At 71.5% G+C, this 15,661-nt stretch carries 11 protein-coding genes, 1 tRNA gene and 2 pseudogenes; 12 read left to right on the top strand and 2 right to left on the bottom strand.

Annotation, left to right across the window (positions count from 1 at the left end):
- Window positions 1-351 precede the first annotated feature (351 nt).
- From dinB to MXD64_RS09445, 4 genes and pseudogenes are all read left to right on the top strand, one after another.
- Window positions 352-1,596, top strand: a complete 1,245-nt coding sequence (dinB, locus tag MXD64_RS09460; RefSeq protein WP_263136348.1) for a DNA polymerase IV — start codon at window positions 352-354, stop codon at window positions 1,594-1,596.
- A 173-nt stretch (window positions 1,597-1,769) separates the two neighbouring features.
- Window positions 1,770-3,561 (top strand): annotated as a pseudogene (locus MXD64_RS09455) (DEAD/DEAH box helicase).
- 7 nt (window positions 3,562-3,568) lie between these two features.
- On the top strand, window positions 3,569-3,778 hold the full coding sequence (locus tag MXD64_RS09450) for a hypothetical protein (RefSeq protein ID WP_017887301.1): 210 nt from the start codon (window positions 3,569-3,571) through the stop codon (window positions 3,776-3,778).
- A gap of 32 nt (window positions 3,779-3,810) precedes the next feature.
- A complete protein-coding gene (locus MXD64_RS09445; RefSeq protein WP_214519676.1) occupies window positions 3,811-5,139 on the top strand; it encodes an NAD(P)/FAD-dependent oxidoreductase in 1,329 nt (442 codons plus the stop codon).
- Window positions 5,140-5,408: 269 nt separating this feature from the next.
- Here the strand turns inward: MXD64_RS09445 and MXD64_RS09440 are convergent.
- Window positions 5,409-5,494: transfer RNA gene (locus MXD64_RS09440), tRNA-Leu, on the bottom strand.
- A gap of 161 nt (window positions 5,495-5,655) precedes the next feature.
- Between MXD64_RS09440 and MXD64_RS09435 the strand changes: the two genes are divergently transcribed.
- The 3 genes and pseudogenes from MXD64_RS09435 (at window position 5,656) to mshC (ending at window position 9,118) form a co-directional block, all read left to right on the top strand.
- Window positions 5,656-6,984 carry a M20/M25/M40 family metallo-hydrolase gene (locus tag MXD64_RS09435; protein ID WP_056068690.1) on the top strand — a complete coding sequence of 443 codons (1,329 nt, stop codon included), beginning with the start codon at window positions 5,656-5,658 and terminating at the stop codon, window positions 6,982-6,984.
- Window positions 6,985-7,045: 61 nt separating this feature from the next.
- A complete protein-coding gene (locus MXD64_RS09430) occupies window positions 7,046-7,876 on the top strand; it encodes an undecaprenyl-diphosphate phosphatase (RefSeq protein WP_017887304.1) in 831 nt (276 codons plus the stop codon).
- Window positions 7,873-9,118, top strand: a pseudogene (gene mshC, locus MXD64_RS09425) (cysteine--1-D-myo-inosityl 2-amino-2-deoxy-alpha-D-glucopyranoside ligase). The gene MXD64_RS09430 and the pseudogene mshC overlap by 4 nt, the downstream one beginning before the upstream one ends.
- Window positions 9,119-9,475: 357 nt before the next feature.
- On the opposite strand, the gene MXD64_RS09420 reads toward mshC, so the two are convergent.
- Entirely contained in the window at window positions 9,476-10,399 is a 924-nt protein-coding gene (locus tag MXD64_RS09420; protein WP_263136347.1) for a proteasome assembly chaperone family protein, read from the bottom strand.
- A 147-nt stretch (window positions 10,400-10,546) separates the two neighbouring features.
- Between MXD64_RS09420 and MXD64_RS09415 the strand changes: the two genes are divergently transcribed.
- The 5 genes from MXD64_RS09415 to MXD64_RS09395 all read left to right on the top strand — a co-directional run bounded on the left by MXD64_RS09415 (window position 10,547) and on the right by MXD64_RS09395 (window position 15,531).
- Window positions 10,547-11,296: an HAD family hydrolase gene (locus MXD64_RS09415; RefSeq protein ID WP_159556241.1), complete on the top strand. Its 750-nt coding sequence runs from the start codon at window positions 10,547-10,549 to the stop codon at window positions 11,294-11,296.
- Window positions 11,293-12,480, top strand: coding sequence for a tRNA (adenine-N1)-methyltransferase (locus MXD64_RS09410; protein ID WP_194590940.1), 1,188 nt, complete (start codon window positions 11,293-11,295; stop codon window positions 12,478-12,480). Before MXD64_RS09415 ends, MXD64_RS09410 begins: the two co-directional genes overlap by 4 nt.
- 42 nt (window positions 12,481-12,522) lie before the next feature.
- On the top strand, window positions 12,523-13,443 hold the full coding sequence (locus tag MXD64_RS09405; RefSeq protein WP_052481627.1) for an FKBP-type peptidyl-prolyl cis-trans isomerase: 921 nt from the start codon (window positions 12,523-12,525) through the stop codon (window positions 13,441-13,443).
- Between the two features lie 71 nt (window positions 13,444-13,514).
- Window positions 13,515-14,567: a helix-turn-helix transcriptional regulator gene (locus MXD64_RS09400; protein ID WP_056068682.1), complete on the top strand. Its 1,053-nt coding sequence runs from the start codon at window positions 13,515-13,517 to the stop codon at window positions 14,565-14,567.
- Window positions 14,560-15,531: a helix-turn-helix transcriptional regulator gene (locus tag MXD64_RS09395; protein ID WP_017887311.1), complete on the top strand. Its 972-nt coding sequence runs from the start codon at window positions 14,560-14,562 to the stop codon at window positions 15,529-15,531. Before MXD64_RS09400 ends, MXD64_RS09395 begins: the two co-directional genes overlap by 8 nt.
- The last annotated feature ends 130 nt before the right edge of the window (window positions 15,532-15,661 follow it).

Raw genomic sequence — 15,661 nt, 5'->3', positions numbered from 1 at the left:
TGGCGTGGCGGCGCTCGGTGCGGGGTCCGTCGGCCGGTGCGAGGTTGGCCGATCGGTGTTGCCTTGCGGCGCCGCACCGTGCAACCAACCCGGCACCGAGTTGCGAAGGGCGCGCGGTGCCGCGGGCGATGGCGTGGCGGCGCACCGTGCGGGGTCCGTCGGCAGGTGCGAGGTTGGCCGCTCGGTGCTGCCTTGTGGCGTCGCACCGTGCAACCAACCCGGCACCGAGTTGCGAAGGGCGCACGGTGCGATGACGGGCGAACAACCGCGCACGACGGGACGAACCTCGCACCGTGCGGCCGTCGGCACGCCCGGCACGGCGATGTCGGTGGCGCCTGGCATCATCTCGGTGTGAGCAAGCAGGACGGACGGAACCGCCTCGTCTCCGACGCACCGGTGGACGACGTCTCGGCGACCGTGCTGCACGTCGACATGGACGCCTTCTTCGCCTCCGTCGAACTGCTCGACCGCCCCGACCTGCAGGGCCTGCCGGTCATCGTGGGCCACGACTCCGACCGCTCCGTCGTCACGGCGGCCACCTACGAAGCCCGTCGGTACGGCGTGAACTCCGCCATGCCGATGGCCGTCGCCAAACGCCGCTGCCCGAACGCCGTGATCGTCGAACCGCACTTCGAGAAGTACCGGGCGAAGTCCGCATCCGTGATGGCGATCTTCGACCGGTTCACCCCGCGGGTCGAGCGGCTCGGCATCGACGAGGCGTTCCTCGACGTCGCCGGCGCGCTCCGGCTCCACGGCACGCCGTGGCAGATCGGCCAGGCGATCCGCCGCACGGTCTTCGCCGAGACCGGGCTGCACTGCTCGGTCGGTGCGGCATCGACCAAGTTCGTGGCGAAGCTCGCCTCCAGCCGGTCGAAGCCGGACGGCCTCCTCGTCGTGCCCGGAGCGGACACCGTGGCGTTCCTGCACCCGCAGCCGGTCTCCGCGCTCTGGGGCGTGGGCGGCAAGACGCAGGAGACGCTCGAACGCCGGGGCATCCGCACCGTCGGCGACCTGGCGAACACCCCGCTCGGCTCGCTCGTCTCGGCACTCGGCCCGGCTGGCGGGCAGCGGCTGCACGACCTGTCCTGGGGTCGCGACCCGCGCGTGGTCGACACCGGCGTCGGCGAGAAGTCGATCGGGCACGAGGTCACCTTCGGCCGCGACCTGACCGAGCGCGACGACGTCGCTCGCGAACTCCTCCGCCTGGCCGACAAGGTCGCGGTCCGCCTGCGTCAGGCCGACGTGCAGGCCCGGACGGTGGCGCTCAAGGTCCGCTACACCGACTTCACCACGCTGACCCGGTCGCGCACCCTGGCGGAACCGACCGACGTCGCGAAGCGCCTGCACCGCGAAGCCGTCGAGCTGTACGACGTGCTGCACCGACCCGGCAACCAGATCCGGCTGATCGGCGTGCGCGGCGAGAACCTCGTGCCCACGGCTGCCAGCAACGCCCTGTGGGACGACGACGCGCCGTGGCGTGACACCGAGACCACCGTGGACGCGGTCGCCGCTCGCTTCGGCGCCGGCGTCCTGCGACCGGCATCCCTGGTCCGTCGGACCCCTGACGGGGGCGTCCCGCACGCTCGGCAGGACTGACGGTGGCGGTAGAATCGGGTTCAGTGAGCGCAGCGGAGTACGAAGACCAGCAGCCCGCCACGCTGTGGGCGGAGTCGGGTGACGACCAGTCCGGCGCCGGCGGCACATCGCCGACGCTCGACACGGCGCAGGCCGACGGTGACGCCGCCCGTGACGAAGCCGACGCCGCGGCCCTGGCCGAAGCGGCCGGCAACTCGGCGGTCCAGCACCTGTCGCCGGCGTTCCCGGACCGGGCCGCGTGGGGCACGGCATCGAAGCTCCGTGCCTGGCAGATCGAAGCGCTCACGAAGCTACTTCGAGAAGGAACCCCGCGACTTCCTGACGGCAGCGACCCCGGGTGCCGGCAAGACCACCTTCGCGCTCCGACTGGCGACCGAGCTCCTGGCCCGCGGCACCGTCGACCGCATCGTCGTCGTCGCACCGACCGAGCACCTGAAGCGCCAGTGGGCCGACTCCGCCGACCGCGTGGGCATCCGGATCGACCCGATGTTCAAGAACGGCGACGGCATGTTCGGCCGGCACTACCAGGGCGTCGCGATCACCTACGCCCAGGTCGGCATGAACCCCGAAGTGCACAAGCGCATCACCGAGGGCGGGCGCACCCTGGTCGTCCTCGACGAGGTCCACCACGGCGGCGACGCCCTGACGTGGGGCGACGGCATCAGGGAAGCGTTCTCCGGTGCCACCCGACGGCTCTCGCTGTCGGGGACCCCGTTCCGGTCCGACACCGCACCGATCCCGTTCGTGCAGTACGCCCCCGACGAGCAGGGCATCCGCACCTCGATCTCCGACTACAACTACGGCTACGGCCGCGCACTCAAGGACGGCGTCGTCCGCCCGGTGCTGTTCATGGCCTACGCCGGCCAGATGCGCTGGAAGACCCGGATGGGCGACGAGATGTCGGCCTCGTTGGGTGAGCAGGTCACGAAGGACATCACGGCCCAGGCCTGGCGCACCGCACTGTCGCCCGAGGGCGAGTGGATGCCGGCCGTGCTCTCCGCCGCCGACAAGCGCCTGACCGAGGTCCGCCGTGGTGTGCCCGACGCCGGCGGTCTGGTCATCGCCACGGACACCACCACGGCCCGCGCCTACGCCCGGATCCTGCAGCAGATCACGGGGGAGCGCCCGACCGTGGTGCTGTCCGACGAAGCCGCGGGGTCGAGCCGCATCAGCGCCTTCGCCGAGGACACCTCGCGCTGGATGGTCGCCGTCCGCATGGTCTCCGAAGGCGTCGACGTCCCACGGCTCTGCGTCGGCGTCTACGCCACGAGCGCGAGCACGCCGCTGTTCTTCGCACAGGTCATCGGCCGCTTCGTCCGTGCCCGTCGTCGTGGTGAGACCGCGAGTGTCTTCCTGCCGAGCGTCCCCGGCCTGATGGCCCTCGCCGCCACCCTCGAGCTCGAGCGCGACCACGCCCTCGACCGCCCGAAGGACGCCGACGACGGGATGTACAACCCCGAAGACGCCATGGTCGCCGAGGCCAACAAGGAAGACCGTGCGTCCGAGAGCCTGCTCGAGGTCCAGCCGTTCGAGGCGCTCGACTCGCAGGCGTCCTTCGACCGCGTCCTCTACGACGGCGGCGAGTTCGGTACCGGCGGCGAGGTCGGTTCCCTCGAGGAGCTCGACTTCATCGGCATCCCGGGGCTCCTCGAACCCGACCAGGTGCGCGACCTCCTGCGCGCCCGGCAGGCGACCCAGGCCAAGCGGTCCAAGGGCCGGACGGCCAAGGACGGCCTGCCCAAGGCGCCCGAGCCCGACCGCCCGATGTACATGACGATCAAGGAACAGCGGACCGAGCTCGCCCGGCTCGTGTCGATCTGGTCCCGTCACTCGAACGAGCCGCACGGATCGATCCACGCCGAACTCCGGCGCATCAGCGGTGGCCCGGCCGTGGCACAGGCGAGCATCGAGCAGATCCAGAAGCGCATCGACATCCTGCGCTCCCGCATCGGCGGACGTCGGTGACGGCGGCGTGATCGAGCCGGTCGACGATCGCACCTGGTACGTCAAACGCGACCCCGAGGCGTCGCCCGAGGCGATCATCGACCGCTTCGGCGGCGGCTACCGGCTGCGCCGCTTCTCGCTCACCGAGTCCCGCCGCACCCCGCACGGAGTGTTCACGGGCCCCGAACTCGCCGAGACCGCGTGGTGGCGGCTCCGCGACAGGCCGCGGAACTCATGACGCGCCAAGCCAAAGTCCGGTAGACCGGAGGAATGGCAGACTCGATCCCTCACGTCCTCGTCCTCGGCGGCGGCTCCGCTGGCTACGCCACGGTCAAGCAGCTCCAGAAGCACGCGGCCACGGTGCCCATGCGGATCACGCTGGTGGACCAGAACACCTACTACACGTACCTGCCGTTCCTGCCCGAGGTCGCCGGTGGCCACATCGCGCCGAAGGACGTCACCGTCGAGCTGCGCCGTGCGCTGCGCAAGACCCGCGTGATCCAGGGCAAGGTCACCGCGATCTCCTCGGCCGACAAGACCGTGTCGATCGCGACCGCCGGCGGCGACGACCGCACCCTCGGCTACGACCAGCTCGTCGTCGCCCTCGGCTCCGTCACCCGCACGTTCCCGACCCCCGGACTCGAGGAGTACGGCGTCGGCTTCAAGAGCGTGGAAGAGGCCGCCTACGTGCGCGCCAAGCTCCTCGACAACATCGCGAAGGCTGCTGCCACGCGTGACGAGGACGAGCGCCGTCGTCTGCTGACCAGCGTGTTCGTCGGCGGTGGCTACACCGGCGTCGAGGCGATCGGTGAGCTGTTCGACGTGTCGCAGGCCGCCATCAAGACCTACCCGTCGCTCGCCGGCGAGCAGCCCCGCTGGGTGCTCATCGACGCGCTCGACCGCGTCGCGCCCGAGGTCGGCCCGGAGCTGTCCAAGTGGACGCTCGAGTCGCTCCGTGCCCGCGGCATCGACGTCCGCCTGAAGACCACCATGCCGAGCGCCGAGGGTGGTGTCGTCAAGTTCTCCGACGGCGACGAGTTCGCCACCGGACTGCTCGTCTGGACCGCAGGCGTCAAGCCGAACCCGCTCCTCGACGCCTCCGACCTGCCGCGCGGGCCGAAGGGCCACCTCGCCGCGAACGCGAAGCTCCAGGTCGAGGCCGAGGACACCCACCAGGTCGTCGAGGGCGTCTGGGGCCTGGGCGACGTCGCGCAGGTGCCCGACCTGACCGCCGACAAGCAGCCGGCGTTCTACCCGCCGAACGCGCAGAACGCCGTCCGTCAGGCCGTGGTCGCCGCCGACAACATCGTCGCGACCATCACCGGCAAGCCGCTCGAGGAGTACCGCCACCCCTCCATCGGCACCGTCGCGTCGTACGGTGTGGGCAAGGGTGCCGCGAACATCAAGGGCATCAAGATGACCAACCTGTTCGCGTGGCTCGCGCACCGCGCCTACCACGTGTACGCGATGCCGACCCTGAACCGGAAGGCGCGCATCATCATCGGCTGGATCACGGGCGCCGTGTCCGGTCGCGACGCGACCTCCCTGATCAAGGAGACCGACCCGCGACGCAACTTCGTCGAGGCGTCGAAGAGCTAGACGCACCCACGGACGCACGGGAGGCGCGGTGCCAGCTGGCACCGCGCCTCCCGTGCGTACGTGCTGCGTTCGCACCGTGCTGTGTTCACGATCTGGTGCGGTGTTGCGTGTTCGGTGCGCGCTTGCAGCGCCGCACGGAGCGCGGAACCTCGCACGGGTTGGGGAGGTGTGCGCGGAGGACGCCCTGAGCGCAGCGATGGCGGCACTCGCCGGGAAGACACAACAGAAAATGCCCCCCGACCGAAAGGTCAGGGGGCATGCATTTCCTGTGTCCGAGAGGGGACTTGAACCCCTACGCCCTAATACGGGCACTAGCACCTCAAGCTAGCGCGTCTACCAATTCCGCCACCCGGACAGGGTGTCTGGTGTCTGTTTCCCGGGTTGAACCCGGCGTTCCTGCCGAGAGAAGACACTAGCACGGGTCTGAACGCGCGATGAACACGGGAGCGCATCCCGGGCGAGTCCTCGGTGTGCCGTCCCGGGGTCGGGGTCGGTGTCGACCGATACCGTGGAGCCATGACGAACCCGGAGCCGTCCGAGCACCAGTCCGTGTCCGAGCTCGAGGCGACCGCGGCGATCGCCCGCGACCTCATCCGCATCGACACGACGAACTGGGGCGAGGGGAAGTCGCGCGGCGAGGCCGAGGCGGCCCACTACGTCGAGGACAAGCTCCGAGCGCTGGGTCTCGAGCCGCAGTTGTTCGAGTCGGAGCCGGACCGGGTGAGCGTGGTTGCGCGTGTCCCCGGGCGGAACCGTGACAAGCCGGCGCTCGTGGTGCACGGGCACCTCGACGTGGTGCCGGCGGATCCGGCGAACTGGTCGGTCGATCCGTTCGGCGGCGTCGTCAAGGACGGTTCGCTGTGGGGCCGCGGTGCCGTGGACATGAAGAACATGGACGCGATGATGCTGACGTCGCTGGCCGACGTCATCGAGCAGCACGGTGCGCCCGAGCGTGACCTGGTCATCGCGTACTTCGCCGACGAAGAGGCCGGGGGAGTCCTGGGTTCGCACCACGTGGTCGACCAGCATCCGGAGGTCTTCGCGGGAGCGTCGGCGGCGATCAGCGAGGTCGGCGGGTACTCGATCACGCTCGGTGACCGTCGCGCCTACCTGCTGCAGACCGGTGAGAAGGCGCTGATGTGGGTGAAGCTCGTCGCGCGGGGCACTGCGGCGCACGGCTCGCACGTGATCCGCGACAACGCCGTCACGAAGCTCGCGGCGGCGGTCGCGCGGATCGGCAGCGAGGAGTGGCCGGTCCGGCTCTCGGCGACGACGGACGCGATGGTCGCCGAGGTGGCGCGGTTCCTCGGCGTCGACCCGACGGTGACCGGTCCGGACGAGGTCGCGCTGGCCACCGGGTCGGCGTCGCGGTTCATCCACGCCGCGCTGCACACCACGTCGAACCCGACCGTGCTGACCGCGGGCTACAAGCACAACGTCATCCCCGACACCGCCGAGGCGCTGGTCGACATCCGTTGCCTGCCGGGCGATGAGGAGTCCGTGCTGGAACGGGTGCGGGAGCTCGCCGGACCCGAGGTCGAGGTGGTCATGTCGTTCCGCGACATCGGCCTCGAGCAGGACTTCGGCGGCCCCCTGGTCGACGCGGTCCGCGATGTCCTGGGGCGGCACGACCCGGGAGCCCCGGTCCTGCCGTACCTGCTGTCCGGCGGCACCGACAACAAGGCGCTCTCGACGCTCGGCATCGCCGGGTACGGGTTCGTGCCGTTGCAGCTGCCCGCCGGTGTGGACTTCCCGGCGATGTTCCACGGGGTCGACGAGCGGGTGCCGCTCGACTCGCTCGCGTTCGGCCGGCGGGTGCTGGGCGACCTGCTCGCGACGTACTGATATTGTTCGTGGTCGCCGTCGTGGCGGTGCCCTGACCGACCTCCCCCGAAAGGCCCGTGCGATGCACATCCTCGAGGCGATCTTCCTCGGCTTCGTCCAGGGGCTCACCGAGTTCCTGCCCGTGTCCTCCAGCGCGCACCTGCGCATCGTCGGGCTGTTCCTGCCCGACGCGAAGGACCCGGGTGCGGCCTTCACCGCCGTGACGCAGCTCGGCACCGAGACCGCGGTGCTCATCTACTTCTGGAAGGACATCACCCGGATCATCGGGCGGTGGTTCCGGTCGGTGGTCAAGCGTGACGTGCCGAAGGGCGACCCCGACGTCCGCGTCGGCTGGCTGGTGATCCTCGGAACGATCCCGATCGGGGTCGCCGGGCTCCTGCTCAAGGACTCCATCGAGACGACGTTCCGGTCGCTCTGGATCGTCGCGATCGTCCTCATCGTGTTCGGTGTCGTCCTCGGGGTGCTCGACCGGGTCGGCCGCAAGGAGCGCCGGATCGAGCAGATGACGTTCCGCGGCGGTCTGCTCATCGGCCTGGCGCAGATGCTCGCCCTGGTGCCCGGGGTGTCCCGTTCCGGTGCGACGGTGTCGATGGGCCTCGCCCTCGGCTACACCCGTCCGGCGGCCGCGCGCTTCGCGTTCCTGTTGGCGATCCCGGCGGTGTTCCTGTCCGGGTTCTACGAGGCCGCGACGAGCCTCGGTGACCACGGATCGCCGTTCGGACTCGCCGACACGCTCATCGCCACGGTCGTCGCGTTCGTGGTCGGGTTCGTCGTGATCGCAGCGTTCATGAACTACATCAGCAAGCGCAGCTTCATGCCCTTCGTCGTTTACCGGATCGCACTCGGTATCGTGCTCATCGTGTTGTTGTCGCTCGGAGTGATCCAGCCGTGAGGGCCTGGCAGGCCCCATCCGTCCCCGACGTCCCCGGCGCCGCGCCCAGACCGGTCGTCCACGATACCGCCACGGGCGGGCCGGTGGACCCCGCCCGCGACGAGGACCGTGCCGCGCTGTACGTCTGCGGCATCACACCGTACGACGCCACGCACCTCGGTCACGCGGCGACGTACCTGGCGTTCGACACCCTCGGCCGCGCTTGGCGCGACGCCGGGCTCGACGTCGAGTACGCGCAGAACGTCACCGACGTCGACGACCCGCTGCTCGAGCGCGCCGCTCGCGACGGTGTCGACTGGCGCGAGCTCGCTGCGTCCCAGGTCGACCTGTTCCGTCGCGACATGGAGTCGCTGCGGATCCTGCCGCCGGACGACTTCGTGGCCGTGACCGACGAGGTCGAGCGGGTCGCCGAGGCCGTGTCGTTCCTGCAGGAGACCGGCTACGCGTACGAGGTCCCGACCGACGACGCCGAGGGCGACGACCTGTACTTCGACGTCAGCCGGCCCACCGACGCGTGGACCCTCGGCGACGAGAGCGGCCTCGACCGCGAGACCATGCTGACCCTCGCCGCCGAACGCGGCGGTGACCCCGACCGTCCGGGCAAGCGCGACCCGCTCGACCCGTTGCTGTGGCGCGCCGCGCGGGACGGCGAGCCGGCCTGGGACACCGAGATCGGCACCGGACGCCCCGGCTGGCACATCGAGTGCAGTGTCATCGCCGGTGACCGCCTCGGGCTGCCGATCAGCGTGCAGGGCGGCGGGAGCGACCTCGTGTTCCCGCACCACGAGATGAGTGCCGGGCACGCTGCGGCCCTCGCCCACCAGCCCCTCGCGAACGCGTTCGTACACACCGGGATGATCGCCTACCAGGGCACGAAGATCTCGAAGTCGCTCGGCAACCTGGTCACCGTGCGTGGCCTGCTCGACGACGGCGCCGACCCCCGGGCGATCCGGCTGGCGCTGCTGTCGCACAAGCTACTCCGACGACTGGGAGTGGTTCGCCACCGAGCTGACGAGTGCCGAGACGCGACTCGCGGGCTGGGACGCCTGGGCCTCCGGAGCATCGGCCGGGCACGCCGACGACGCGGCCGACGTCGCCACGCGCATCCGTGCGCGGGTGTCGGACGACCTCGACACGCCGGGGGCGGTCGCAGCGGTGGACACGGCGATCGCGGGCGGCACGGCGTGCACTCCCGAGCTCGTCGACCTGATCGACGCGCTGCTCGGCATCCGCCTGGCCTGAGCTCGGTCGCGACCTGTCGCGTGCGTGCCGCCGAGGGGTCAGGAACCGTCGCCGAGGCGGGCCGCAGCCGACAGTTCGCGACCAGTCGCCGGAGGTGAGTGGTGTGTCGTGACCGTTCGCGGCCGCCGGACGGGAGGCTCGTGGCGGGTCAGCCCCGTGCCTCCCGTCCGCGGAGTGGTCGCGACGCGTCGCGTGCGCGCCGCCGAGGGGTCAGGAACCGTCCCCCAGGCGGGCCGCAGCCGACAGTTCGCGACCACCCGGCGGACGCGAGCGGCGTGTCGTGACCGCACACCCCACGACGGACAGGAGGCACGGTGCCAGCCGGCACCGTGCCTCCTGTCCGTCAGTGGGTGACGGCTACTGCTGGGGTCGCCAGGGCCCCTCGCCACCGGCGGTGCCGCCGTCCTTGCCGTCCTTGCGCTCCCGGCGACGGAGGTACTGCTCGAACTCCTGCGCGATGGCGTCGCCGGAGGCCTCGGGGGAGTCGACGGTGTCGCGTGCCTGCTCGAGCTGCCCGATGTACGACGCCATGTCCTCGTCGTCGGCGGCGAGGGCGTCGATGCCCTCCTCCCACTCGGTGGCGTCGTCGAGCAGCGACCCGCGGGGCACCGTGACGTCCGTGAGCTCCTCGATCTTGTCGAGCAGCGAGAGCGTGGCCTTCGGCGAGGGGGAGTTGTGCACGTAGTGCGGCACGGACGCCCAGAGCGAGAGCGTGGTCAGCCCCGCCTTGTCCATCGAGTCGGCGAGGACACCGAGGATGCCGGTCGGCCCCTCGTACGAGGACTTGTCGACGTCGAAGGCAGCGCGGACGCCGGCGTTCTCACTCGACACGAACACCGAGATCGGTCGGGTGTGCGGGACGTCGGCGAGCATGGCGCCGACGAAGACGACGGCGTCGATCGAGTAGACGTCCGCCAGGTCGATGATCTCCGAGCAGAAGCCACGCCAGGTGCGCGAGGGCTCGGGGCCGACCAGCACGAACACGTCGCGGTCGGTGGGGGAGCCGGTGGCGCCGATGACCGGACGCCCTTCGGCTCCGGGGCCGTGCAGCACGATCCGGGGCCACTGCACGCCGCGGTTGCCGTCGTCGTCGGTGCCGACGGTGGGCCGGTTGAACTGGTAGTCGACGTACCGCTCGCCGTCGAGCTCGCGGAGTTCGTCGAGGCCGAGCGACTCGACGATGCGACGCGCCAGACCGCTCGCGGCCTCGCCGGCGTCGTTCCAGCCCTCGAAGGCGACGACGAGCAAGCGGCCGTCGCTGAAGGGGGAGTGCTGTGGCACGGAGCGGACCTCCTGGTGGTGGAGCGGAGCGGGGCGGGAGCGATGCCCCCGGCCGGACACGATTCAGGCATCCACTGTAGGCCCAGGGGGTGCCGGCGGACGTGCGCGTCCGCGCCCAGCGGAACGGCCCCGGTAGACTCGTCGCCCGTGACCGCGCATCCTCCTGCCCTCGTCCCGCCCGCAGCCGTGCTGTGGGACATGGACGGCACGATCATCGACACCGAGCCGATCTGGCAGCGGTCCCAGGTGGACCTGACGACCCGGTACGGCGCCGAGTGGACGGAAGCGGACGGCCTGTCCCTGGTGGGCAGCGGCCTCGAGCGCTCCGGCGAGCTCCTGCGCGCCAAGGGCGTCGACATGGAGGTCGAGGAGATCATCCAGTGGATGACCGACTACGTGATGGAGCACCTGCGCGACGGCGAGCTGCCGTGGCGTCCGGGTGCCCGTGAGCTCATCGAGGAGCTGCACGCCCGCGGCATCCCCACCGCGCTGGTGACGATGTCCCGGCGCAAGATGGCGCTCGTCGCCGCCGAGGCCCTGGGCGAGCGCGGCTTCCGCGTCGTCGTGGCCGGTGACGACGTCGACCGCCCGAAGCCGTTCCCGGACGCCTACCTGTCCGCCGCCGCGCAGCTCGGCGTCGAGCCCACCGCGTGCGTCGCGATCGAGGACTCCGCCACCGGAGTCGCGTCGGCCGTCGCCTCCGGCGCCGTCACGGTCGCCGTCGAGCACATCGTCCCGCTGTCCGAGATCGCCGGCGGCGACGTGCACCTGACCACCCTGGCGGGCGTCGACGTCGACCGGCTGGTCGAGTTGACGACGCCGGCACTGGCCGCACGGGCTGGAGGCGCGGTGCCGGACCCGGCGCACGCTGCGGACACCGAAGGGGTCACCCGATGAGCCACACCGACGACGCACGCGACTTAGCGGACGCGAGCAGCGCCTCCAGTCCGACCGCGGACCCGACCGCAGCCCTCCCGCACACCGCGGGCGGGGCACCACACACGCCGCCGCGCGGCCCGTTCCGGGCCGGCGACCGCGTGCAGCTGACCGGTCCGAAGGGCAAGCTCACGACGCTGTCCCTCGAGACCGCCGGTGAGTACCACACGCACCGCGGGGTGCTCCGGCACGACGACGTCATCGGCCAGCCCGACGGCTCGGTCATCCGGGCGAGCACCGGCGACGAGTACCTCGCGCTCCGTCCGCTGCTCAACGACTACGTGATGTCGATGCCGCGTGGTGCGGCGATCGTCTACCCGAAGGACGCCGCGCAGATCGTGGCCTTCGCGGACGTCTTCCCCGGGGCCCGCGTGGTCGAGGCCGGTGTCGGCTCGGGGGCGCTGTCGCTGTTCCTGCTCCGCGCGATCGGCCCGACCGGGCAGCTGCAGTCGTTCGAGCGCCGCGAGGAGTTCGCCGCGATCGCCAGGGGCAACGTCGGCACCTTCCTGGGTGCTGTCCCGGACAACTGGTCCGTCACCGTCGGTGACCTGGTCGAGTCGCTGCCCGACGCGACCGAGCCGCAGAGCGTCGACCGCGTCGTGCTCGACATGCTCGCGCCGTGGGAGTGCGTGGACGCCGCAGCCGACGCCCTCGTGCCCGGCGGACTCATCGTCTGCTACGTCGCGACCGTCACGCAGCTGTCCCGCACGGCCGAGGCGCTGCGCGACACCGGACGCTTCACCGACCCGATGCCGAGCGAGACCCTGGTGCGCACCTGGCACGTCGAGGGGCTCGCCGTCCGCCCGGACCACCGCATGGTCGGGCACACCGGGTTCCTGATCACGGCACGACGCCTGGCCGACGGCACGGTCCTGCCGAACCTGAAGCGCCGAGCGGGCAAGGCCGAGTTCTCGGACGAGGACATCGAGGCGTGGACCCCGGGAGCCGTGGGCGAGCGGGCGACGAGCGACAAGAAGCTCCGCAAGGTGGCCCGGCAGTCGGCGGCGCAGGCGCGCAAGGTCGCGGCGGCCGAGGCATCGTCGGCGGTGGTTCCGTCGGATGCCGCCGTGGCTCCGTCGGGGGCCGACGGGGTTCCGTCGGATGCCGCTGGGGCTCCGTCCGGGGCCGCCGAGGACGAACGGTAGGCTGACGGCGTGCCCGTCCTGCATCGAACGGAAAGAGGGTCCGTGCGCACCATCCCCGCACTCCTGGTCACCATCGGTCTCGCGGTGTCCCTCACCGCCTGCGCCTCGAACGGTGCCGGCACCACGCCCGCGAGCTGTGCCGCTCCCGGTGCCGCTTCCGAAGCGGTGACCGCCACCGGCAAGTTCGGCTCGGAGCCGAAGGTCACCGTGCCGAAGGGCCTCACCACCAAGGGCACCCAGGTGTCCGTGCTGAAGCAGGGCACCGGTCGCACCATCGACGACGGCACCCCCGTCCTGGTCGAGTACACCCTGGTCGACGGTTCCACCGGCCAGGTCGCCCAGACGAGCGGCTACTCGGGCCAGACCGCGCCGATCACCGCGGGCGCGAGCAACTACGGGGCCCTCGGCGACTCGCTGCAGTGCGCCCACGTCGGCGACCGCCTGGCGGTGGCCCTGCCGAAGAGCGCCCTGAGCAGCACCGGCGGCGCCGCTGGTACCGACTCGTCCAAGAAGACCGAGGACGCCGTGATCGCCGTCATCGACGTCAAGCGGGCGTTCGACGCCCGAGCCACCGGCACCCCGCAGCTCGCCGGCGACAAGATGCCCGCCGTCGTGCTCGCACCGTCCGGTGCCCCCGGCATCACGATCCCGTCGTGGAGCGCCCCGAAGTCGAACGAGACGCACCTGCTCCGCAAGGGCGACGGCCGCGAGCTCACCGCGAAGGACACCGCGGTCATCAAGTACACCGCCGTCACCTGGGGTGCCGACCCGTCCGTCGTCGGCTCCAGCTGGACCGACGGTTCCGGCGCGCAGGCGGTCCCGCTCACCAAGGGCCAGGTCGACGAGGGCGTCCGGAACGCGATCGTCGGGCACCGCGTCGGTGACCAGGTCCTGGCGATCGTCAACCAACAGGGGACCGCGAACGCCTACGTGATCGACGTCCTCGGAGCGATCTCGAACTGACCTCCTCCGACCGTCCACGGACCGCGGCGCGGGTGCACTCCGGTGCACCCGCGCTGCCGTAGGATCGGCTCGTGCCAGCGACCCGTGTGCCCCGTGTGCCCGCCGAGGAGCGGCTGTTCAGCCTCGTGCTCGCGCTGCTCTCGACGGAGTCCGGGCTGACCAAGGCCGAGATCCTGGCCAACGTGCAGGGGTACCGGCAGCGGTTCTCGACCGGTGGCGACAACGCCTCGCTCGAGCGTCAGTTCGAACGCGACAAGGACGACGTCCGCGAGCTCGGCATCCCGCTCGAGACCATCGAGACGCCGGGTGCCGCGGGCAACAACCAGACGCTCCGCTACCGGATCCCGAAGGGCGAGTACGACCTGCCCGTCGACGTCCGGTTCACCCCGGACGAATCCGCGCTGCTGTCGTTGGCCGCGATGGCGTGGCGCGAGGGCGCACTGTCCGCCGACTCCCGCCGCGGCCTGCTGAAGGTGCGCTCGGCGGGTGCCGAGGACGACGACGGTGCCCTGCAGCTCGGGGTCGACGCCTACGCCCCGCGGCTCCGCGCCCGGGACGCCTCGTTCGAACCGCTCCGCTCCGCGCTCGACCGCGGCGCAGCCGTCCGCTTCGACTACATCACGCCCGGGCAGCACGACGCCCGCCGGCGTGAGGTCGCCCCGCTCGCCCTCGTGCAGCACGGCGGTCGGTGGATGCTCGCCGCCCACGAGTTCGCGACCGACTCCGACAAGAACTACCTGCTGTCCCGGATCGTCGGACCCGTCACCCAGTACGCGGTCGGACAGCACACCGCGCCCGTCGGCGCGGGGGAGCGCACCCTCGCCGAGCTCGAGCGGATCTGGGCCGAGCGCACCGCACGCATCGCCGTGGCACCCGGGTCCGACGCCGAACGCCGACTCACCCGTCGCCGCGACACCGAGACCGACGCCGACGGTGGGCTCGTGCTGCACCACGTCGACCCGCAGATCCTGGCCGAGGAGCTCGCAGCATTCGGTCCAGAGGTCCGGGTGCTCGAGCCGGCCGACCTGCGGGCACGGGTCGAAGAGCGCCTCCGCGCGCTCGTGCGCGACCACACCGACGACGACGGTGCCGCAGCCCCCGGAGAGGACCCCGTTCGTGGCTGACGCCCAACCCCTGCAGGCGCAGGACAAGCTCGCCTTCCTGCTCGCCCTGGTGCCGTACCTCATCGACCGCGAGCGTGTCTCGGTGGCCGAGGCCGCTCGGCACTTCGGGGTGCCCGAGGCCCGCATCCGCCGCGCCGTCGAACTCATCGCGGTGTCGGGGGTCCCGGGCGAGACGATGCAGTACCAGCACGGTGACCTGTTCGACATCGCGTGGGACGACTTCGACCAGAACGACATGATCGTCCTGACCAACCTGGTGGCGATCGACGACTCGCCCCGCCTGTCCGCTCGCGAGGCCTCGGCACTCATCGCCGGCCTGCAGTACCTGTCCGCGCTGCCCGAGGCCGCAGACCGCGACGCCATCCGCGCGCTCATGGCCAAGCTGTCCCGCGGTGCCGGGGGAGCGGCGTCGACCGTCGCCGTCGGGCAGGACCTGCACGACGTCGCCCTCGCCACCATCCGCCGGGCCATGTCGGACGGCCGCGGCCTGGTCTTCGAGTACGCCGGACCGCGCACGCAGGGCAGCACCCGACGGGTCGACCCGCTCCGCGTCGAGTCGATCGACACCGACTGGTACCTGCGCGCGTGGGACCTGGATCGACAGGCGCTCCGGACGTTCCGGCTCGACCGGATGTCCGGGGCCCGGGTCGACGACCGTCCCGCCGAGAAGACGATCGACCAGGTCGTCATCCCGGACACGCTGTTCCAGCAGGCCGCCGACGACGTCATCGTCACCGTGGAACTCGACTCCACGTCGCTGCCGTTGGTCGCCGACTTCCTGGCCGACACCGCCGACGCGCCCGACACCGACGGGCGTGTGCGCATCCGGCTCGCGGCGTCGCACGGGTTCGACGGGGTGGTCCGGCTCGTCGCGGGGTTGCCCGGCCGCGCGGTGGTGCTCGACCCGCCCGCTGCCCGTGACGCCGTGCGCGACTTCGCCGCCGCGGCCCTCGCCGCCGGCTGACGTCCGCCCCGGGGTCTCCGTCGGTCGCTTCTCGCCCGATCTCGCCAGGTGTGCCCGTTCCCGCTCGGTGGGCCGCGGGTGCCTGGTCGTTCCGGGCGTACCTGGTGCGTTGTTCCGACCAGGTGCGCCC

This window comes from Curtobacterium sp. Arg-1 (assembly GCF_025643395.1).
In the GTDB taxonomy this organism is placed as follows: Bacteria; Actinomycetota; Actinomycetes; order Actinomycetales; family Microbacteriaceae; genus Curtobacterium; species Curtobacterium poinsettiae.
Note: the sequence above shows the minus strand (reverse complement) of the source record. Positions and strands in the feature narration are given on the sequence as shown.